Origin of the sequence: Rhodococcoides corynebacterioides (assembly GCF_019834675.1) — a bacterium.
In the GTDB taxonomy this organism is placed as follows: domain Bacteria; phylum Actinomycetota; class Actinomycetes; order Mycobacteriales; family Mycobacteriaceae; genus Rhodococcoides; species Rhodococcoides corynebacterioides_A.
This window is the reverse complement of the sequence record NZ_JABUBU010000001.1, coordinates 127,979-147,599: the sequence shown is the minus strand read 5'-3', so window position 1 is coordinate 147,599 and position 19,621 is coordinate 127,979. Positions and strand designations below refer to the sequence as shown.

General features: G+C 69.8%; 19 protein-coding genes. 8 read left to right on the top strand and 11 right to left on the bottom strand.

What is annotated here, in order from left to right; all coding sequences use genetic code 11:
• The first annotated feature begins 38 nt into the window (after window positions 1–38).
• From HQ603_RS00655 to HQ603_RS00645, 3 genes are all read left to right on the top strand, one after another.
• On the top strand, window positions 39–593 hold the full coding sequence (locus HQ603_RS00655) for an FAS1-like dehydratase domain-containing protein (protein WP_308126291.1): 555 nt from the start codon (window positions 39–41) through the stop codon (window positions 591–593).
• Window positions 590–1,198 carry a pentapeptide repeat-containing protein gene (locus HQ603_RS00650; protein WP_308126290.1) on the top strand — a complete coding sequence of 203 codons (609 nt, stop codon included), beginning with the start codon at window positions 590–592 and terminating at the stop codon, window positions 1,196–1,198. The genes HQ603_RS00655 and HQ603_RS00650 overlap by 4 nt, the downstream gene beginning before the upstream one ends.
• A 91-nt stretch (window positions 1,199–1,289) precedes the next feature.
• On the top strand, window positions 1,290–1,499 hold the full coding sequence (locus HQ603_RS00645; RefSeq protein WP_068103074.1) for a dodecin: 210 nt from the start codon (window positions 1,290–1,292) through the stop codon (window positions 1,497–1,499).
• Here the strand turns inward: HQ603_RS00645 and HQ603_RS00640 are convergent.
• From HQ603_RS00640 to HQ603_RS00610, 6 genes are all read right to left on the bottom strand, one after another.
• Window positions 1,483–3,861, bottom strand: a complete 2,379-nt coding sequence (locus HQ603_RS00640) for an HAD-IC family P-type ATPase (RefSeq protein WP_222682475.1) — start codon at window positions 3,859–3,861, stop codon at window positions 1,483–1,485. The two genes, HQ603_RS00645 and HQ603_RS00640, sit on opposite strands and share 17 nt — an antisense overlap.
• 488 nt (window positions 3,862–4,349) lie before the next feature.
• On the bottom strand, window positions 4,350–4,826 hold the full coding sequence (locus HQ603_RS00630) for a hypothetical protein (protein ID WP_222682473.1): 477 nt from the start codon (window positions 4,824–4,826) through the stop codon (window positions 4,350–4,352).
• Window positions 4,827–4,891: 65 nt separating this feature from the next.
• Window positions 4,892–5,275, bottom strand: a complete 384-nt coding sequence (locus HQ603_RS00625) for a MerR family transcriptional regulator (RefSeq protein WP_222682472.1) — start codon at window positions 5,273–5,275, stop codon at window positions 4,892–4,894.
• Window positions 5,272–6,756 (bottom strand): SulP family inorganic anion transporter, encoded by a 1,485-nt coding sequence (locus HQ603_RS00620; protein ID WP_308126289.1) that lies wholly within the window; start codon window positions 6,754–6,756, stop codon window positions 5,272–5,274. The genes HQ603_RS00625 and HQ603_RS00620 overlap by 4 nt, the downstream gene beginning before the upstream one ends.
• 57 nt (window positions 6,757–6,813) lie before the next feature.
• Complete coding sequence (locus HQ603_RS00615; protein ID WP_222682471.1) at window positions 6,814–8,097, bottom strand: MFS transporter; 1,284 nt, start codon at window positions 8,095–8,097, stop codon at window positions 6,814–6,816.
• Window positions 8,094–9,698 carry a class I adenylate-forming enzyme family protein gene (locus HQ603_RS00610; RefSeq protein ID WP_222682470.1) on the bottom strand — a complete coding sequence of 535 codons (1,605 nt, stop codon included), beginning with the start codon at window positions 9,696–9,698 and terminating at the stop codon, window positions 8,094–8,096. The genes HQ603_RS00615 and HQ603_RS00610 overlap by 4 nt, the downstream gene beginning before the upstream one ends.
• Before the next feature lie 163 nt (window positions 9,699–9,861).
• On the opposite strand from HQ603_RS00610, the gene HQ603_RS00605 reads away from it, so the two are divergent.
• The 4 genes from HQ603_RS00605 (at window position 9,862) to HQ603_RS00590 (ending at window position 13,542) form a co-directional block, all read left to right on the top strand.
• Window positions 9,862–10,473 carry a TetR/AcrR family transcriptional regulator gene (locus tag HQ603_RS00605; RefSeq protein WP_222682469.1) on the top strand — a complete coding sequence of 204 codons (612 nt, stop codon included), beginning with the start codon at window positions 9,862–9,864 and terminating at the stop codon, window positions 10,471–10,473.
• A gap of 101 nt (window positions 10,474–10,574) precedes the next feature.
• The gene (locus tag HQ603_RS00600) at window positions 10,575–11,798 is read left to right on the top strand and encodes an acyl-CoA dehydrogenase family protein (protein ID WP_222682468.1); all 1,224 of its coding nucleotides are present in this window, start codon (window positions 10,575–10,577) and stop codon (window positions 11,796–11,798) included.
• Window positions 11,795–12,811, top strand: coding sequence for a phosphotransferase family protein (locus HQ603_RS00595; protein WP_222682467.1), 1,017 nt, complete (start codon window positions 11,795–11,797; stop codon window positions 12,809–12,811). The genes HQ603_RS00600 and HQ603_RS00595 overlap by 4 nt, the downstream gene beginning before the upstream one ends.
• Window positions 12,808–13,542, top strand: a complete 735-nt coding sequence (locus HQ603_RS00590) for an SDR family NAD(P)-dependent oxidoreductase (protein ID WP_222682466.1) — start codon at window positions 12,808–12,810, stop codon at window positions 13,540–13,542. Before HQ603_RS00595 ends, HQ603_RS00590 begins: the two co-directional genes overlap by 4 nt.
• 86 nt (window positions 13,543–13,628) lie before the next feature.
• Here the strand turns inward: HQ603_RS00590 and HQ603_RS00585 are convergent, their stop codons facing one another.
• From HQ603_RS00585 to HQ603_RS00570, 4 genes are read right to left on the bottom strand one after another with little or no spacing between them, the layout of a single operon-like run.
• Window positions 13,629–14,582, bottom strand: a complete 954-nt coding sequence (locus tag HQ603_RS00585; protein ID WP_222682465.1) for an ABC transporter substrate-binding protein — start codon at window positions 14,580–14,582, stop codon at window positions 13,629–13,631.
• 33 nt (window positions 14,583–14,615) lie between these two features.
• Window positions 14,616–16,418 (bottom strand): FAD-dependent monooxygenase, encoded by a 1,803-nt coding sequence (locus tag HQ603_RS00580; RefSeq protein ID WP_222682464.1) that lies wholly within the window; start codon window positions 16,416–16,418, stop codon window positions 14,616–14,618.
• Entirely contained in the window at window positions 16,415–17,056 is a 642-nt protein-coding gene (locus HQ603_RS00575; protein WP_222682463.1) for a VOC family protein, read from the bottom strand. Before HQ603_RS00575 ends, HQ603_RS00580 begins: the two co-directional genes overlap by 4 nt.
• Window positions 17,057–17,102: 46 nt before the next feature.
• Window positions 17,103–18,062 carry a fumarylacetoacetate hydrolase family protein gene (locus HQ603_RS00570; protein ID WP_222682462.1) on the bottom strand — a complete coding sequence of 320 codons (960 nt, stop codon included), beginning with the start codon at window positions 18,060–18,062 and terminating at the stop codon, window positions 17,103–17,105.
• A 118-nt stretch (window positions 18,063–18,180) separates the two neighbouring features.
• Between HQ603_RS00570 and HQ603_RS00565 the strand changes: the two genes are divergently transcribed.
• On the top strand, window positions 18,181–18,837 hold the full coding sequence (locus HQ603_RS00565) for a TetR/AcrR family transcriptional regulator (protein WP_222676459.1): 657 nt from the start codon (window positions 18,181–18,183) through the stop codon (window positions 18,835–18,837).
• Window positions 18,838–18,840: 3 nt separating this feature from the next.
• On the opposite strand, the gene HQ603_RS00560 is transcribed toward HQ603_RS00565, so the two are convergent.
• A complete protein-coding gene (locus HQ603_RS00560; protein WP_068148069.1) occupies window positions 18,841–19,497 on the bottom strand; it encodes a TetR/AcrR family transcriptional regulator in 657 nt (218 codons plus the stop codon).
• Window positions 19,498–19,621: the final 124 nt, after the last annotated feature.

The following is a 19,621-nucleotide window of genomic DNA, read 5'->3' as shown; positions in this document are numbered from 1 at the left end:
TCGATAGGCTCTTCTCACAGTCCCGCGAAAGGCCACCTGTGAACGATCAGCGCTTCGACCGCACTCTGGACCTGGTCGGCACGGTCTACGTGATGCCCGACTACTACGAGGTCGGCCGCGAGAAGATCCGTGAACTGAGCCGCGCGCTGCAGAACACCCACCCGGCGCACCACCGGGAGGACGCGGCCGCCGCGCTGGGGTACGACGGCCTGGTGGCGCCGGCGACGTTCGTCAGCGTCGTGGGGTCCGTGGCGTTGGACTACCTGTTCTCGCACATCCTCGTCGAATACGAGATCACCGCGGTGCTGCAGACGGAGCAGAAGTTCGTCATCCATCGCCCGCCGGTGCCCGGTGATCGGTTGGTCTCGGCGTTGACGCTGCAGTCGATCCGTCAGGCCGCGGGCGCCGACATCCTGGTGGTGGAGAACCACGTCACCGCCGACGGTGAGGACGTGGTCACCAGCACCACGACGTTCATCACCAAGACCGACGCCGAGGTCGATCCCGCCGCGGTGGCGTTGGTCGACGCCGTTCTGCCCGCGGGTGTGCCGCGGGTGGGTCCGACCGCGCGGCCGGTGCCGAGCGGGACGTGACCGGACCTGCCGCGCACGACACCGTCACCGACGGCGCGCGACTGCACGACGTCGACCCGGGAACGCGCTGGCGTTCTCGGACCTTCACGGCGTGTTCGTTCGTCGACGCGGACCTCACGGGCCTGGTCACCGAGGCGGTGGTGTTCGACGGGTGCGATTTCACCGGCGCCCTGCTGACCGACTCGTCGCACGCGGGGTCCGCGTTCCGCAACTGCGAGTTCCGACGCGCCCGTCTGTGGCACGCGACGTTCCGCGGCGTGAGTCTTCTGGGGTCGTCGCTGAGCGAAGCGAGTCTGCGGCCCGCAACGTTCGAGGAGGTCGACTTCACGCTCGCGTCGGTGTCCGGCGTCGACCTTCGCGACAGCACCCTCGACGGGTGTCGGTTCCGCGACGCCGACCTGGCCCGGGCCGACCTCCGGGGCGCCTCGCTGCGGGGAGCCGATCTCGGTGGGGCCCGGACCACCGGGCTCCGGCTCGGCGGCGCGGATCTGCGCGGCGCCGTGGTGGATCCGGGCCTGTGGATCGGGGCCGAGACCGCGGGCGCCACCGTGGACGCCGCGCAGGCGCTGGCGTACGCGCAGGCGCACGGTCTGCTGGTGGACTGACTTTCGCGCCGGGTGCGCCGAACCCTCCCCGCCGCGGGGTCCGGTAGCGCACGATGGAACGCGTCCCCGTCACCCCAGCAGGCAGGTCACCATGAGCGACAACGTCTATCGCGTCACCGAGATCGTCGGCACGTCCACCGAGGGCGTCGACGACGCCATCCGCAAGGCGATCGCCCGCGCCAACGAGTCGCTGCGCGAACTCGACTGGTTCGAGGTGGTCGAGACCCGCGGTCACATCGAGAACGGGGCCGTCGCGCACTTCCAGGTCACGCTCAAGGTCGGGTTCAAGCTCGAGGCTTGATCGCCACCCTGATCACCTCGAGCACCGCGATGCCCACGGCCGCCGAGGCGAAGGCGATCGCCGTGTAGGGCAGGTTGGTCGAGTCCAGCTGGAAGAACCGGCCGAGCACCGGAACGGTGAACAGCACGACGTAGCCGAGCACCGATCCCACCAGCAGGATCACCTTCCACCATTCGAGCGGCCGGGCGACGGTCATGAGCACCCACATCGCCACGACGATCAGGGTGATGAGGGCCGACGTGCTCGACTGCACCACCTGGTCGGTCGACGCGTTCGGTCCCTCGTACGTCGCGAGGTAGGTGGCGAAGGTCGCCGCGCCCACCACCACGCCGGCCGGAACCGCCTTGCGCAGAACACGTCCGACGAACCCGGAGCGTGCCCGCTCGTTGTTGGGCGCGAGGGACAGCAGGAAGGCCGGGATGCCGATGGTGAACCAGGCTGCGATGGTCACGTGGCGCGGCAGGAACGGGTACGGCAGCGGGTCGACGGACGCGACCTGCGAGAGCACCCCCGACGCCCCGACCAGAATCGCCAGCAGCACCGAGTAGACGGTTTTGGTGAGGAACAGCGTCGAGACGCGCTCGATGTTGCCGATGACCCGTCGCCCCTCGGCGACGACGTGCGGCAGTGTCGAGAAGGCGTTGTCCAGCAACACGATCTGGGCGACGGACCGCGCGGCCGGGCTGCCGGCGCCCATCGCGACGCCGATGTCGGCGGACTTCAGCGCCAGCACGTCGTTGACGCCGTCCCCGGTCATGGCGACGGTGTGGCCGCGGCTCTGCAACGCAGTGACCATGTCCCGCTTCTGTTCCGGCTTCACGCGGCCGAACACGGCGTGCGTGTCGAGGGTGTCGGCCAGGGCGTCCGATCCGGCCGCCGGCAGTGTGCGCGCGTCGACCGGGGACGCCGCACCCGCGACGTCGAGGCCGCTCGCCACGGCGCCGACGGAGGCCGCGTTGTCACCGGAGATGATCTTGAGGTCCACGTGCTGACCGGCGAAGTACGCCAACGTCTCCGCGGCGTCGTGACGGATCTTCTGCTCGAGCACCACCAGGGCACGCGGCGTGATCCGGCCGGGCGCCGCGGCGTCGTCGACCGGGAGGTCCGACTCGGCGAACACCAGCACCCGCAGTCCCGACGCCGCGAGGTCCGCTGCGGCGCGGGCGGTCTCGTCGTCGGCGGGCAACAGCATGTCGGGTGCGCCGAGGATCCAGTGCCCGTGGCCGGCGAACGACACGCCGCTCCACTTCTTCTCGGACGAGAAGGGCGCGGTGCCCGATTTCTCCCACGCCGGGGGATCCGACAGGGCGGCGGCAACGGCGAGCACGCTGGCGTTGGGGCGGGGATCGTCGGCAACCACGGCGGACAGGGCTCGGCGCACCGCGTCCACGTCGGAGTTCCCCACCGGGCGCAGTTCCGCCAGCACCATCGCGTTCTCGGTGAGCGTGCCGGTCTTGTCCGCGCACACCACGTCGATGCGCGCCAGCCCCTCCACCGCGGGCAGTTCCTGGACCAGGCACTGCCGCTTGCCCAGTCGCACGACGCCCACCGCGAACGCCAGCGAGGTCAGCAACACCAGGCCCTCGGGCACCATCGGCACGAGCGCCGCGACCATGCCGTTCAGCGCCGGCCTGATCGACTGCCCGGAGGAGAACAGCTGGTTGTAGACGATGAGAACACCGGCCGGAATCATCACCCACGTGACGAAGGTGAGGATGCGGTCGATACCGGACCGCAATTCGGAATGGACGAGCGTGAACTTGCCCGCCTCCTCGGCGAGCTTGGCCGCGTAGGCCTCTCGGCCCACCTTCGTCACCCGGTATGCGCCGCTACCCGCCACCACGTAGGTACCCGAGAAGACCTGTGCGCCCGGCGTCTTGGCCATCGAGTCGGACTCACCGGTGAGCAGGGATTCGTCCACATCCAGCGAGTCGGACTCGACCACCTCGCCGTCGACCACGATCTGGTCGCCCGGACCGAGTTCGACGATGTCGCCCAGCACCACCTCGTTCGGCGCGATCTCGCGCGCGACGCCGCCGCGGCGCACCATCGGGCGGCTCTGGCCGACGATGGCGAGCGCGTCGAGCGTGCGCTTCGCGCGGATCTCCTGCACGATGCCGATCCCGCTGTTGGCCACGATGAGCAGGCCGAACATCGCGTCGACGATCGACCCCGTGGACAGCACGATGACCAGCAGCACGGTCAGGATCGCGTTGATGCGGGTGAAGACGTTGCCGCGCACGATGTCGAGAGTCGACCGACTCGCGCGCGCCGGGACGTCGTTCGACTTGCCCTCGGCGCGCAGGGCGTCGGCCTGCGCGTCGGTCAGTCCGGTCGTCGTCTCCCGATCACCCGTGCGCACCCGACGAGCCTAAATCGTCGTCGATTCCGGACGTGACGACGACCCGCGCCTCGTGGTGGATGTCGGCAGTCCGTCACGATCCACCCGTCGACGAGCCCACACCGGTCGACAAGCGCAGCACCGCGGGCGGCGCCGGTGCTATTCGGTCGCCTTGGGGTGACCGGTTCTGGCCAGCTTGACCCACAGGGTCCGGTGGTCGACATCCACGAGGTACCACACGCGCCCGGCGCCGGTGACCTCGATTTGCCACTGTTCCATGGAGACTCCGCTGTGTGAGGCGCTGGCCAGTGACCCTTTCAGTCGGTGATGCCGCGCAGTCGGGGTGGGAGTATGTCCGCGGTCGCGCATCTCGCGCCATGCAGCGGCGGTGTTCGATGCCGCCTGTCGGCACAGCTCCTCCCATCCCTTGACCGCATCGTTCGACGCGAAACGCAGCTCCCATGCACCTGCCGCCGCAGGCGGGGCGACACGATCGCCTCGCTTCGGGCTCACCGGGCGTCAGGTGCCGGCACGGCTCCGAAGTCACCGTCGGTCGGCGCAGCGAGCGCCTCGGCCAGCGCCGGGTCCGCGAACACCGCTGCTGTGTTGCGCCAACTCTCGATGACGCGCACGACGGGAGCCGGGTTGGCAACGGACTCGGCCGAACGCAGGGTGGCGACCAGGTCCACGACGAACGCCTGCACGTCAGCGCGAGGGAGAAACGACACCCACGGGAACGCGTCCGGGAGCACGTCCGTCACGAGTTCACGGGCGGCCCCGTCGCGTTGCATCAGGGCGACGAACATCCGCGTCGTCACCGAGACCACTTCGCGCTCCTGAGCGGCCCGCTCGACGGTGGTCAAGACCAGATCGTCCGAATCTCGACGACGCACGACCAGCGACTGGCCGGGTGTCGACCGCAACTGTTCGGCCACGGCCTTACCTCGTAGCTGCAGATCCGAGAACATCACTTCCTGTGCCGCCATACTTTCATAGTACTTTAAAAGTAGCCGGGCACGGGATGTGCGAGTGGTTGTCTCGCCCGCTCGGATCAGGCCGACGGCGACTCGAGCCGCGCCAGCAGCTCGGTGAACTCCTCGGCGTAGGCGAGGCGCTTGCGCAACGTCTCGCAGCGCTCGTCCGCTCGCTCACGAAAGGCCGTGATGACGGCGGCGGCCGCCTCGAGGTCCCCCGTGCCGGCGGTGAGTGTGTCGGAGGCCGCCAGCACCTCGGCCATCTCGGCCAGGGTGAACTCGAGCGGCTTCATGCGGCGCACGAGGAGCAGACGGGCGACGTCGTCGTCGGTGTAGAGGCGGAACCCGCCGGACGACCGCGCCGACGGCGTCACCAGGCCCACCTCGTCCCAGTGCCGCACCGTGCGCACGGACAGCTCGATGCGTCGGGCCACCTCCCCGATCTGCATGTGCTCACTCATCCGCCCATCGTCCCCGTGAGCCGGGCGTGGCGGTGGGCGGACGCCGCGTTCGCGCCGACGATGCGCACCGTCGTGCCGCGCCGCGCGTACTTGGCCTCGACGGCGTCCAGCGCGGCGACGGTGGAGGCGTCCCAGATGTGCGAGGCGGACAGGTCGATGACGACCTCCGCCGGGTCGTTCGCGTAGTCGAACCGGTGCACCAGATCGTTGCTCGACGCGAAGAACAGGTTGCCGGTGACGCTGTAGACCCGAGTTCCGTCCGTGGTGTCCTGCGCCGTGACCTCGGTGAGGTGCGCGACGCGTCGGGCGAAGAGCACGGTGGCGGTCAGGACGCCGGCGAACACGCCGTACGCGAGGTTGTGGGTGGCGACGGTGACCGCGACGGTCACCAGCATCACCGCGGTCTCGCTGCGCGGCATGCGGCGCAGAGTCGACGGACGGATGCTGTGCCAGTCGAAGGTCGCGACCGACACCATCACCATGACCGCGACCAGCGCCGCCATCGGAATGACGGCCACGACGTCGCCGAGACCGACCACGAGGATCAGCAGGAACGTCCCGGCGAGGAACGTCGAGATGCGGGTCCGCGCGCCGGACACCTTCACGTTGATCATCGTCTGACCGATCATCGCGCAGCCGCCCATCCCGCCGGTGAAGCCGGTGACGACGTTGGCCACGCCCTGCCCCCACCCCTCGCGCGTCTTGTCCGAGCGGGTGTCGGTGATGTCGTCCACCAGCGTCGCCGTCATGAGCGATTCGAGCAGGCCGACCAACGCGATCGCCACCGCGTACGGCGCGAGGATCGTCAGCGTTCCCGTCGTGAATGGCACGTCGGGGATCAGGAAGGCGGGCAACGACGTCGGCAACTCGCCCTGGTCACCGACGTCCGGGACCTGCCAGGCGAAGACGACGGTGGCCACCGTGAGCAGGACGATCGCGACCAACGGACCGGGCACCGCCGTCGTCAGGCGGGGAAGCAGCACGATCACGGCGATGCCGGCGGCCACCATCGGGTAGACGAGCGCCGGGACGCCCAGCAGGTAGGGAACCTGGGCCGAGAAGATCAGGATGGCCAGGGCGTTGACGAAGCCGACCATCACGCTGCGCGGCACGAAGCGCATGAGCTTGGCGACGCCGAGCAGGCTCAGCACGATCTGGAGGACGCCGCCCAGGATCACCGCGGCGACGAGGTAGTCGAGTCCGTACTCGCGGGACAGCGGGGCCACCACCAGCGCGATGGCACCCGTGGCCGCCGAGATCATGGCCGGCCGGCCACCGACGACGGCAATGGTCACCGCCATGGTGAACGAGGCGAACAGTCCGACCCGCGGGTCGACGCCGGCGATGATCGAGAACGAGATGGCTTCGGGAATCAGCGCGAGCGCGACGACGAGGCCGCCGAGGACTTCGGTCTTGAGGCGGCGGGGAGAGCGGAGCGCGCCGAGGACGGACACGTCCGTGGTGGAGGAAGTGGAAGGCACGTGGCGCAACTCTACCCTCACGTGAGAGTAGAGTTGACCACGCGGCTTCGACAGACCTCACGCGTCGGCGAGCGCGATGCCCTTGGTCTCCTTCATGAACCACGCCGCCACGCCGGTGAGGGCGGCGAGCGCCATGATGTAGACGCCGAAGACCCAGCCCAGGTCGAGGTTCAACAGCAGCTGGTTCAGGTAGGGCGCCGTGCCGCCGAAGACCGCCACGGAGAACGAGTACGCGAAACCGATGGCCTGCGTACGCAATCGGGTGGGAAAGCTCTCCGACAGGGTGGACGAGAGGATCGAGGCGGGCGCGGCGACCACCAGCAGGGCGGCGGTGGTCGCGAGCAGCAGTGTCCATCCCGCATCGGTGATCATCATCGTCAGCGGGACCTGCAGGGCGAACATGCCGACGGCGAACGCGGCGAGCATCGGCCGGCGCCCGATCGAGTCCGACAGGCGACCGAAGAACGGCAGGGAGATCAGCGCGATCACCTGGGCGATCACGAGCATCCAGTACGCCGTGTCGGGGTTCATCCCCTTCTGCGTGATGGCGTAGGTCGAGACGTACGAGGTCCAGGTGTAGTGCGCCGCCGTGATTCCCGACGTCATACCGATCATGAGCACGATGGCTCGCACCACGGTCCGACGCGGAATCGACGTCGCCTCGGCGGCCTGCTCGCCGTGGAACACGTCGGACTCGTCCATGCTGCGTCGCAGGTACAGCGCGACGAGCGCGAGCACGGCGCCGAGAAGGAACGGAATGCGCCAACCCCACTGTCCGACGGCCGATTCCGACAGGGTCGAGGTGATGACACCGCCCAGCGAGTACGCGATCACCGACCCGCCGAAGATCGCGACGAAGGCGACGCTGCCCCACATCCCGCGGCGATTCGCGGGCGCGATCTCCCCGACGTAGGAGTAGGCCGTGGCGGATTCTCCACCGTGGGCGAAGCCCTGCATCACGCGAGCGAGCAACAGCAGCACCGACGCCCACGCGCCGACGGCGGCGTAGGTGGGCATGATGCCGATGAGCAGGCTGCCCGCCGCCATGGTCAGCATCGTGGTGACCAGCACGAACTTTCGGCCACGCTTGTCCGCGATACGCCCGAAGACGATGCCGCCGAGCGGCCGCATCAGGAACCCGACGGCGAACACCGCCAGGGTGGACAGCAGCGCCGAGACGGGATCGCCCTTGTCGAACATCGCCGCGGCGATGAAGGGAGCGAACACGGCGTAGGCGCTCCACTCGTACCACTCGAGCACGTTGCCGACGGCACTGGCCAGCAACGACTTCTTGCGCGAGGCGAGAGTGGGCACCGGGGGCGCCGAGGAACTGACGGTCATGACGACTCGCTTCCGGTGCGGGTGGGTAGGACCCGGTCCGCGAGTGCGGCCCGGCGGATCTTGCCCGTGAGGGTCTTGGGGAGATCGGTGACGACGTGCACGGTGCGCGGGCGCTTGTACGCGGCGAGTCGGGACCGGGCGAAGTCGACCAACTCGTCACCGGTCGCGGCGGCATCGGCCCGCAGGGAGACGTAGGCGACGACGGATTCGCCCTGGTAGTCGTCGGGTCGCCCGACGACCGCGGCCTCGAAGACGGCGGGGTGTTCGTAGAGCACGTCCTCCACCTCGCGCGGCCACACCTTGTAGCCCGACACGTTGATCTGGTCCTTGAGCCGGTCCACCAGGTAGACCCAGCCGTCGGGGTCGATCAGGGCGACGTCGCCCGTGCGCATATGCCCGTCGGGCATCGCCGACGCGGTGGCCTCGGGATTGTTCCAGTATCCCGAGACCACCTGCGGCCCGGCGACTTCCAGCTCACCGGGAACACCGGGCGGGGTGGGTACACCGGCGTCGTTCACCGTCCGGACCTCCGCGCGGGGCAAGGGCTTGCCGACCGAGAGGGAGCCGCTGTCCGGGTCGACCGGCGCCCGCTCCCCCGGCGATACTGCGATCACGCCGGCCGTCGTCTCGGTCATGCCGTACGCGTTGTGGATGTAGTGACCGAACCGCTCCTCGAACGCCCCGATCGTGGCGGGCGGGATCGGCGCACCGCCCGAGTACAGCGTCTCGAGGGAGTCGAAGTGGGATCGCGTCGCCGCCGGGTGGGCCGACAGTGCGTTGAAGACGGTGATCGAACCGATCGTGTAGGTCACGCGGTGCTCGACCAGTGCGTCGAGGGTGACGCCCGCGTCGAACCGGCCCGCGAACACCAGCGTCGTGTCCCGCACCAGAGCCACCGCGGCGTTCAGGACGGCACCGGTGATGTGGAACAGCGGCGCGGCGGCGAAGACCACCGCACCGTCTCGCACCCGCGCGCGGTCGCCGAAGTCGGTGGCCGTCGCGAGCAGGTTCGCGTGGGAGACCATGGCGCCCTTGGGTGGTCCCGTGGTCCCGGAGGTGTAGGCGAGCAGGGCCACGTCCTCCGGCGCCGGGTCGGGGCCACTCGGCCGGCCCGATACCGCGACGGTCAGCAGGTCGTCGTCGCGCGGCTCGGATGCCGGCGCGGTGAACACGCGCTCGTCGCCCCGCGTCTGAAAATCCCGCGCGTTGACGGTGAGGACGCCTCGCACGGTCGTGTCTCGGCACTCCGCGAGCAGGGCGTCGGCGTCGTGGTCGGCGCACACCAGCAGCACCGGCTCGGCGTCCTCCAGCAGCACTCGCAGTTCGCGTCCCCGGTACATCGGGTTCACCAGCACGGCGACGGCACCGAGCTTCCAGATCGCGAGGAACAGCAGCGCGTAGTGGGGCACGTTCTGCAGGTGGAGCGCCACTCGGTCGCCCCGCTGCACACCACGGTCGGCCAGCGCCACCGCGATGCCGTCGGAGAGGTCGTCGACCTCGCGCGCCGTGAGCACGGCGTCGAACCAGGCCAGCGCCGCCGCGTCCGGATGGGCGTCCACCCGTCGACGCCAGGCGTCGATCACCGTCCCGTTCGTGCTCATCCACCCACCGATCCCTCGACGTTCCGCTGACCGGGACGCCGCACGACACCCGACCCCGACCGATCACTCGCTCGGTAGCCTGAGTGTCACGGATCACACGCGCAGGTGTCAACCCCGTCGTTCACCACGCTCGGACGACCGCCACCCCTCTACGCTCGAGACCATGACTGCCGACGGATCCTGGCGCCGCTACGAGGGTGACGCGTTTCCGCCCGTGCTGACCGCCGCCCTCACCGCCTTCGTCGACCAGGGCTACCACGGCACGTCGGTGCGCGAGATCGCCTCTCGCGCAGGCCTGTCCGTCCCCGGCCTGTACCACCACTACCCCTCCAAGCAGGCAATGCTCGTCGGGATCACGACGAGTGCCATGACCGAGCTGCTCGATCGGTCCTCGCGCGCCGAGAGCGAGGCCGGCCCGGCGCCGGCGGACCGGTTCGACGCCGTCGTCGAGTCGCTTCTGCTCTTCCACGTCCACCGCCGCGACGTCGCGTTCGTTTGCTCGACGGAGATCAGGAGCCTGGACCCCGCCGAGCGCGAGGCGTACGTGGGTCAGCGCGACGCCCAGCAACGCATGCTGGATCGCATCGTGCTGGACGGAGTCGAGGCGGGCGTGTTCGGCACCGCCCACCCGCTCGACGCGAGCCGCGCCGTGACGACGATGTGCGTCGGGGTGGCCACCTGGTACCGCCCCGGCGGTCGTCTCGATCCCGCCGCTCTGGTCGACGTCTACTCCGAGCTCGCCCGCGGGACGGTGCGGGCGACGACCGGGCCCTGAACTCCACCGAGGCTTGACCGGGTCCACCGTGTCTGTCAGTCTCGCTGGTACCGAGCGAGTGATCGGTCGGGACCCTGTTCCGCGACGAGAGGCGACCCACCGTGGCGATCGACCTGACCTACGACCCCGACGTGCGCGGCTGGATCGACCGCACCCGGACCTTCACCCGCGAGCACGTGCTGCCGATCGAGGACAAGTTTCTCGGCGACGCCACCGCGGCGGGCGGCGACGATCTCCGCCGCGAACTGCAGAGCGCCGCACGGGAAGCGAACGTCTTCGCCCCGCACGCCCCCGTCGAGTACGGCGGCGGTGGGTTGTCGATGAGCGACCGGTCGCCGGTGTTCGAGGAAGCCGGGTACTCGCTGTTCGGCCCCATCGCCTGCGGCATCGGCGCACCGGACGAGGGCAACGTGCACCTGCTCGCCCACGTGGCGTCGGGACCGCAGAAGGAGCAGTTCCTCGCCCCTCTGGCCCGCGGCGAGGTCCGCTCGGCCTTCGCAATGACCGAGCCCGCGCCCGGCGCCGGGTCGGACCCGTCGGCGCTGACCACCGTGGCCACCCGCACAGGCGGCGGCTGGACCGTCGACGGCCACAAGTGGTTCATCACCGGCGCCGACGGTGCCGCGTTCTTCATCGTCATGGCCCGCACGTCGGGCTCCCCCGGCGACCGCGGCGGCGCGACGATGTTCCTCGTCCCCGCCGGCACCCCCGGCATCACGGTCGGCCGCCACATCGGCACCCTCGATCGCGCCATGATCGGCGGTCACTGCGAGGTGACCTTCGACGGCGTGTTCGTGCCCGAGGAGAACGTCCTCGGCGCCGTCGACGAGGGATTCACCTACGCGCAGGTCCGCCTCGGCCCCGCCCGCATGACCCACGTCATGCGCTGGCTCGGCGCCGCACGCCGCGGACACGACGTCGCCGTGGCCCGCGTCGCCGAACGCGAAGGCTTCGGTCACCGACTCGGTGACCTCGGCATGGTGCAGAAGATGATCGCGGACAACGAGATCGACATCGCCGCGACCCGCGCCCTGCTCACGCAGGCGTGCTTCGAACTCGACCGCGGTAACCCGGCGAGCAACGAGACCTCGATCGCCAAGACCTACGCCGCCGAGGCCGTGTTCCGCATCGTCGACCGCGCCATGCAGATGTGCGGCGGCATGGGGGTGTCCGACGACCTCCCCCTCGCCCGCCTCTCGCGCGAGGTCCGCCCGTTCCGGGTCTACGACGGGCCCTCCGAAGTGCACCGCTGGGCCATCGCCAAGCGTGCCGTGGGGACGGCGCGTCGTGCCGCGGCCGCCGCCTCCCCGTCGGTGCAGTCGTGACCCTCGACACCGAGGCACTCGCGACCTTTCTGCGCGACAACGGGATTGCCGTCGTGGGCGAGCTTCGCGCCGACCGCATCAGCGGCGGCCGGTCCAATCTCACCTACCGCGTGGACGACGACCGGTCGTCCTGGATCGTGCGCAGGCCGCCGACGAGCGGCCTCACCCCGTCCGCCCACGACATGGCCCGCGAGTGGGCGGTCACCAGCGCGCTGCAGTCGACGGACGTCCCCGTCGCCGGCACCGTCGCGTTCGATCCGGACGGCCGCGTGCTCGGCGCGCCGATGACCGTCGTCGAGTTCGTCCCGGGCCGCGTCGTACGGACGGCGGAGGACCTGGGCGAACTCACCGACACCGAGGTTGCCGCCACCGCAACCGAACTCGTGCGCGTCCTCGCCGCCCTGCACGCCGTCGACCATCGGGCGATCGGGCTCGGCGAGTTCGGGCGGCCCGACGGGTTCGTCGCCCGGCAGGTGGCCACGTGGGGTCGGCAGTGGCAGCGCGTGAAGACCCGCGACCTCGCCGACGTGGACCGGCTGCAGTCGGTGCTGGCCGAGTCCGTACCGGCCCGGTCGGACGCCGCGATCGTGCACGGCGACTTCCGCGTCGACAACGTCATCCTGGACCCGTCGGACGCCGGTCGCGTTGCCGCGGTGGTCGATTGGGAAATGTCCACGCTCGGTGACCCGATCACCGACGTCGCTCTCCTGTGCGCCTACCGCCGGCCGATCTTCGACACCGTGCTCGGCGTCCCCGCCGCCGCCTGGACGTCGTCGCGCTACCCCTCGGCCGACGCTCTCGCCGAGGAGTACGCCGTCGTCTCCGGTCGAGATCTCGGCGACTGGCCGTTCTACCTGGCGCTGGCGAACTTCAAGATCGCCGTCATCGCCGAGGGCATCACGCACCGCGCGCTCGCCGACGGCGGGGCCGACGATTCCGCCACGACCGCAGCCGAAGCCACGGCCGAATTCGCCGCCGCGGGATTGCAGGCGCTGGCCGGGGTGTCGCGATGACGCGGGCCGCGCTCATCACCGGCGGATCGCGAGGCATCGGCCTGGCCGTCGCGCGCCGGCTGGCGTCGCAGGGCTGGTCGGTGCTGCTCACCGGGCGCCGTCAGGACACGCTCGACGAGGCGGCGAACACGGTTCGCGGCGACGGCGCCGCGGAGGTCCGCACGGTGGCCTGCGACATGGCCGCCCCCGACGTCGCCGACGTTCTGGTGCGCGAGTTCGCGCAACTCTCCTCCACCATGGACGCGCTCGTCCTCAACGCAGGCGTCGGAACCGCCGGGCCGATCGAGTCGTATCCGGCGACGCGGTTCGACAAGACGGTGGACGTGAACCTGCGCGCGCCGTTCCGCATCCTGCAGGCGTCGATGCGGTTGCTGCGCAGCGCAGCCGAGGCCGACCCCGCCCGAGGCGCGAAGGTGATCGCCCTGGCCTCGCTCGCCGGGGTGTACCCCGAGGCCGGTCTCGCCGCGTACGGGGCCACGAAGGCCGCGCTGCTGTCGCTGATCGACACCCTCAACGCCGAGGAGAGCGGCTCCGGCATCACCGGCACCGCCATCGCCCCCGGTTACGTCGACACCGACATGAGTGCCTGGATCGCCGACCGCATCCCGCCCGACACCATGATCGCGGTGAACGACCTGGTGGAACTGGTCGACGGCGTTCTCCGCATGTCTCCGCGAGCGGTGGTGTCACGGATCGTCGTCACCCGCGCCGGCGCGGGTCTCGGGGCCTGACGCACGATCTTCCCGCTGACCGTTCTTGCTCCTGCTGACAACGCACTGCACCGTCAGCAGGAGCAGGGATGGTCAGCGGAAGCGTGCTACGTGACCTTGGCCGAGCGCTCCACCGTCTCAGCGAACCGAGTGAGCCAGTCGGCGTACTCGCCGTAGGTGTTGGGGCGCTTGTCGTCCCAGTCGATCACCTGTCCCGCCTCGACTCCCGGCAGCGACCCGTACACGGGTGCGGTGGCGAGAACCTCCCGGCTCGCGGGGTACTCCAGAACGATGTCGGCGGGATACTGCGCGACGTTCTCCCAACTGACCGTCGCCCACGGTCCGTCCGTGGGCGGGCCCGCCAGGCGCACCCCGAGCTCGGAGAGCAGGCCCAGCACGGTCAGTTCGGGAGTTCCGAGGTACACCCCGTCCGCACTGGCGTTGAGCGGCAATACCGTCAGGTCCGGCGCCGCGGCGACCGCCCGGCGTACCCGCTCCTTCGCGTCCTCGTAGGCCGCGCGCTGCTCCTCGATCGCGGGACCGTCGGTGTCACCGCCGAGAGACTCTGCGAGGGAACGGTATTGGTCGAGTGTCATGTCGAGGGTGCTCGACGGATCGATCCCGAGGAACGGAGCAACGGCGTTGATCTGCTGCGCCTGCGCCGAGTCCCACCAGATCCAGGACGTCGGGTCCTCCTCGGAGGAGTACCCCACGACGAGGTCCGCGCCGAGGCTCGCGGCCGTCTCCGTCCCGAACGTGGCGTCGGTGCCCACCACGGTCATGGTCGACGGGTCGGCGGTGCCGAGGCCGAGGCCGTTGCTCAGCCCGTATCCGTAGACCCCGGCGGGCCGAATCCCGTAGTCCCACAACGCTGCAGCCGAGTACGCGTCGACCACGAGCGTGCGCGGGCCCTCGTCGAGAGCGACGGTGTTGCCGAAGGCGCTGGTGTAGGACCACGCGCCGTTACCCTCGTCGTTCCCGCCCGAGCCCCCGCACCCTACGAGAGCGAGGGCGAGGACTGCCGAAGCGGCACCGACACGAACGGGGTGGGACGTCGCCATGCCACGAAGTTAGCACAGGCTAACCTCAATTGCTCATCGAGCTCGGTCGAGCGGGAAGTACTTCCCCCACAGCCTCCGCACGGTGGCGACGGCATCCTCGACGGCGTCATCGGCCCCGGCGGTGGACCGCCACACGATGTGCCCGTCGGCTCGCACCAGCAAGGCCCCCCGCTCGCCCACCTGATAGAGGTCCACCGTGTCCGCCGCCGGACCGAGGTCCAGGACGTCGACCCGCAGCGGCGACAGGTCGTCTCGATGCTTCTCCACGGCCGTCTTCCACGCGTCGCCGTCGAACGTCACCAGGGTCAGGGCGTTCGGATCGCGGGCGACGCTGCACAGCACCGACTCCCCGGTCGCCGGCAGGATCGAATGAGGCAGACGCCCACCGGGATCGGTGCAAGGCCGATACTCGACGACGTCGTCGAGGCCGTCGTCCTTCGCCTCCCCTCCCCGGCCGTCGGTCAGCGGTCCGCCGTAGCGGTAACCGAATTCCAGCCCCGTCGAGACGAAGTGCGCCAGTTGACCCGGAATGTCACTCGCCATCCTGTCCCGCGCCCGGACCGCACGACGCCCCGTGCCGGCGATGACCCGGGTGCGACCGAGACCGAGGCCCACGACGCGATCCGCCAGTGCGGCGGCCCGATCGTCCGGGAGCCACGCGAGCGGTGGACGCGACATCGCGGAGGTCGCCCGCTGCAACATCCGGTTGGTCGCGCCCACGTGTCGGGTGACGTCGTCGAGCTGGAAGTGGTTGGCGACGCTGTGCCGCGCGAAGAGGTCGACGATCGGGCGCCGCTCGACCTCGTAGGTGTCCAGAAGCGTCGGCTCGGCGATCCCGGAGAGCACCGCCTCGAGCTTCCAGGCGAGGTTGTGCGCATCCTGCACTCCGCTGTTGAGCCCGTACCCACCGGTGTGCGGAAAGCGGTGTGCCGCATCGCCCGCGAGGAGTACTCGACCGCGGCGGAAGGTGTCGGCGGTCCGGGTGGTCATCTCCCAGGTGCCGGTCGAGACGATGTCGTACTCGTGGTCGGCCCCGAGCACCGCGGGCAGCGTGTCCCGCCAGTACGCGTCGGGCTCGCGCGACATTCGTTGCGCGGGAAGCAGATACGTCCCCATGAGAACGTAGTGACGGTCCGCGTGAGCGATGAGCACTCCGGCGAAGCTCGGCTGGTAGATCCAGGTGAGCAGCGGGCGCTCCGACGCCGGGTACAGCGTGTCGCAGCGAAAGAATGCACTGCCCATCTTGGCCAGCGTCGGCCCGTGCATCTCGACACCCACGATGTCGCGGACGGCGCTGTTCGCCCCGTCCGCGCCGATCGCGAAGCGGGCCTGCAGCGTGGCACCGTCACCCCCGGCTCCGGACGTGTGGACGACGACGGACTCGTCGCGTTCGCAGATCCCGGCGACCGAAGTGCCGTAGCGAACCTCGACGAGCGGCTCGCGGTCGAGCCACGACCACAGCACCGGCATCAGGAGGTGCTGCCCGACGTGGGACACCAGGTAGTCGCTGTGGGACCGAACGCGATCGAGCTGTTCGGGCCGGGACGCGAGGTCGATGTGACCGATCGGCCGCGAGTCGAACGAACCCTGCCAGCGGATCAGGTTCACCTCGTCGAGCGGCGGTGCGAGAGCGGCGATCTCGGCGGAGAGTGCGGGATCGATCTCCCGCCAGATCTCGAGCGTGCGCGCGTTGATCACATGGGCGGCGGGATGGGTCAGCGGCGCAGAACGCCGCTCGACGACGATGCTCGGGATTCCGCGCCGCGCGAGCAGCAACGCCAGGGTGGCCCCGGTGGCGCCGGCGCCGGCGATCACGACCGGAACGTCGACGCTCACAGCGTGCGAAAGGTGATGGCCCGACGGTTCACCCGCGGACGCGTACCCGGTCGGACACCCGCATCGCGGCGCGTCAGGGACTCGAGTGGCGCGCCGGCCCGCATGCGCTCGAGCAGATACGACGGGTCGAAAGTGACACCGATCGGGTTCTGCGCGAACTCGGGGCTGCTGAAGAAGGCAGCGGTCTCCTCGGCCGTCGGGAAGTTCTCGGTCTGGAACTCCAGGCGGATGCCGTCCGGGTCTTCGTAATACAGGGAGGTGGTGGGCCCGTGGTTGATGGACCAGACCGGCTCGATACCGAGGCCGGCAAGCCGCTCGTAGTTCAGCAGCAGCCGCTCCAGCGAGTGGTAGGTGAACGCCAGATGGTCCACCCCGTAGACCTTGCGCTTGAACCGGGCCAGCGGGAACAGGAACCGAACGGGCGGCGGGATCTTGACGAGGGCGAGGCGATGACTCTCGTCGTCCCACGTGAGAAAAGCGATCTGCTCGTCCTCGTGAACAACCTCCGCACCCAGGACCGTGCGGTACCACTCGATCATCTCGGGCGCCCGCGCGGTCTTGACCACGAAGTGCGCGAGGAGATCCGGCGGCAGGGCGGTGGATACCGGGGCCGGTGAACGATCGGCGGTGGACACCATGGCGGGAACTCCTCTGAGTGGTCGGGGTCGGTGGGACGGGTCGGGCTCAGGAGCCGGGTGCGACGATGGGCGTGCGCTGGGTACCGAGGTCGAGGCGACCGTCCTCGGTGCGAATCGACGCCGTGACGATGCTGCCGGGGCGAAGGAACGGGCCGCCGCGGCTGCGACGGATGAACTGTTTCCACAGAACGTGTTCCGGGAGCACGGCGGTGGCGATCCGGCGGACAATCGCCGGCGGAGTCTTGGCCGCCGTGCCGTGGGGCGTTCCCGTGAGCACGACGTCGCCCGGATCGAGATTGCAGAACTGGGACAGCTCGGTGAGCGTCTCGGCCGGCCGGTAGAGCCAGTTTGCCGTCGAGTCCTGTTGCCGCAGTTCGCCGTCGACCTCGAGGCGCAACGTCAGACGATCGAGGGCGGCGTAGTCGTCCGCGTCGAGCACGGCGAGGAACGGCCCGACCGGGCAGAAGCCGCGGTAGCTCTTGCCCTTCAGGTACTGCCCCTGGGGCAGCTGCACGTCACGGGCGGAGAGATCGTTGCCGATGGTGATCGCGGCGACGTACGACGGGAGCGTGGCGTCGGTGATCGTGACCGGCGAGTCGATCGTCGTCCCGATCACCAGACCCAACTCGATCTCGTAGTCGAGGAGTTCGACGTGCGCCGGTCGGGTCACGGAGTCGAACGGACCCGTGACGGAAGCGTCGGTCTTGTCGAAGAAAAGGTTGAAAGCGCGATTGTCCGGGTCCATACCGGACTCGATGGCGTGCTGCCGGAAGTTCGCACCCTGACACATGACTCGGCACGGCACCGTGATCGGGGAGAGCGTGCTGACGGCCTCCGGTCGGTGGGTTACGGGTCCGCGCGCGGCGGCCGCGATGTCCTCGCGACCGTGCGTGAGCAGGTCCCCCGTCGTCGCGTACGAGTCGGTGAGCGCGGTCAGACCCCGGGCCGACGACACCGCCCACAGCACGCGATCTCCGTCGTCGTATCTACCCACGTACGTGGCCACTGCGCCCTCCCCGAGCTCGGTCCGATCGTGCGAACCCGACACTAGCCGCCGGATTGACTGCCAGTCAACGATCGTGAATCGGTGACCGAACGGCGGCCCGCGCCAGTAGGCTCCGGGTGTGCACACCGACCTGATGGAGACCGGACGTTCCGCGGTGCCTGCCACGCGCGCCGCTCGCAAGGCCGCGTCACGGGCACGGATCCTCGCGGCGGCCCGTGATCTTTTCGAGGACCGGGACTTCGACGCGGTCACCGTCGGCGAGATCGCCGACCGCGCCGGCGTGGCCCACGGGTCCGTCTTCCATCACTTCGAGAGCAAGAAGGGCGTCTACCGCGCCGTGCTCGACGCCGTCGTGGACGAGATGGACGCCGCGTTCGACGGCAGCGCCGACACGGCCGACCTCGACGCGGTCCGTCGCGGGCTGCGCGCGCATCTGACGTACGCGGCCCAGCACCGTGGCCTGACCACTCGGCTCGTCCTGGGGCGCCGCAGCCCGGATCCCGACGTGCGCGCCGCATCCGAACGCGGACGGGAACGGGTGTTGACCGCGATCGCCCTGGCCCTCGAGGTCGACCCGTCCCGGGAGGCGAACATCTTCGTCGGCCGAGTCATGGCGACGGCGTTCGACGAGGCGACCGTGCTGTGGCTCGAGAGCGACGGCACTCTTTCCGCCCACGCCCTGGTCGACTGGATGATCGAGATGATGGAGGCCGCGATCGACGCCGTCCCGGCACTCGAGGGTCGGACGGGTCGCCGAAGCCTCCCGGGGTTCTGACCGTCAGGACGTCGCGGTCAACACCGTCGCAGCGGAGACGTGGTCGGTGTCGGGCAGCGGGCGAGCAACGAGCTCCGCGGCCTCGTCCGTCGATACCCCGAGTGCACGCAGCACCCGCATCGCGGTCCGGTCGACGGCCTCGTCGGCGTTGCGCTCGGGGCGGTCGAGCAGCACCCGTCCGAGCGCGACGAGCGTGCCGGCGACGAGCGCCAGCGCCAACTCGGTGTCCTCGACGTCGAACCTGCCGGACCGGACGGCCTCCTCGATGTCGCGCAACGACCTCGGCGCGAGCCCCCGCTCGGTCGTGATCGCCTGCGCTGCAGCGGAATTGACGAACACTCGGCTGAGGCTCGGGTCGGCCCGGAAGAGTCGGCCGGTCAAACGGAATGATTGCGTGAACTTCTCCACCGGGTCGGCCATCCCGACCGTCAGCGTGTCGAGATAGGCGCCGAGCGCTTCGAGTGCCTCGTCGACCGCTGCTTCGAACAGCTCCTCCTTACTGGAGAAGTGGTTGTAGAAGGACCCCATCCCGACATCCGCCGCCTGCGTGATCTCGAGAATGGGCGCCGTGAGCCGACCCTCGGCGAGAAAGGTCTGCGCCGCACTCACCAGCGCCGCACGGGTCCGCGCCTTGCGCCGTTCGAGCCTGTCCACCGCCATGGTGCCTGTCGCCTCCGTCGCCCCGTGGTCCGTCGAGCCGGGAGAAGTGTAACGCCGTCGCAGAACCGACGACATCGTCAGAAACGTTGACGACGAGCCCGAACGTATGTGACGATTTCGTCAG

Coding starts and splice junctions, on each gene's coding strand:
- HQ603_RS00645 (WP_068103074.1), top strand. CDS start 1,290: ATGAGCGACAACGTCTATCGCGTCACCGAGATCGTCGGCACGTCCACC.
- HQ603_RS00630 (WP_222682473.1), bottom strand. CDS start 4,826: ATGGCGGCACAGGAAGTGATGTTCTCGGATCTGCAGCTACGAGGTAAG.
- HQ603_RS00625 (WP_222682472.1), bottom strand. CDS start 5,275: ATGAGTGAGCACATGCAGATCGGGGAGGTGGCCCGACGCATCGAGCTG.
- HQ603_RS00615 (WP_222682471.1), bottom strand. CDS start 8,097: ATGACCGTCAGTTCCTCGGCGCCCCCGGTGCCCACTCTCGCCTCGCGC.
- HQ603_RS00610 (WP_222682470.1), bottom strand. CDS start 9,698: ATGAGCACGAACGGGACGGTGATCGACGCCTGGCGTCGACGGGTGGAC.
- HQ603_RS00605 (WP_222682469.1), top strand. CDS start 9,862: ATGACTGCCGACGGATCCTGGCGCCGCTACGAGGGTGACGCGTTTCCG.
- HQ603_RS00590 (WP_222682466.1), top strand. CDS start 12,808: ATGACGCGGGCCGCGCTCATCACCGGCGGATCGCGAGGCATCGGCCTG.
- HQ603_RS00585 (WP_222682465.1), bottom strand. CDS start 14,582: ATGGCGACGTCCCACCCCGTTCGTGTCGGTGCCGCTTCGGCAGTCCTC.
- HQ603_RS00575 (WP_222682463.1), bottom strand. CDS start 17,056: ATGGTGTCCACCGCCGATCGTTCACCGGCCCCGGTATCCACCGCCCTG.
- HQ603_RS00560 (WP_068148069.1), bottom strand. CDS start 19,497: ATGGCGGTGGACAGGCTCGAACGGCGCAAGGCGCGGACCCGTGCGGCG.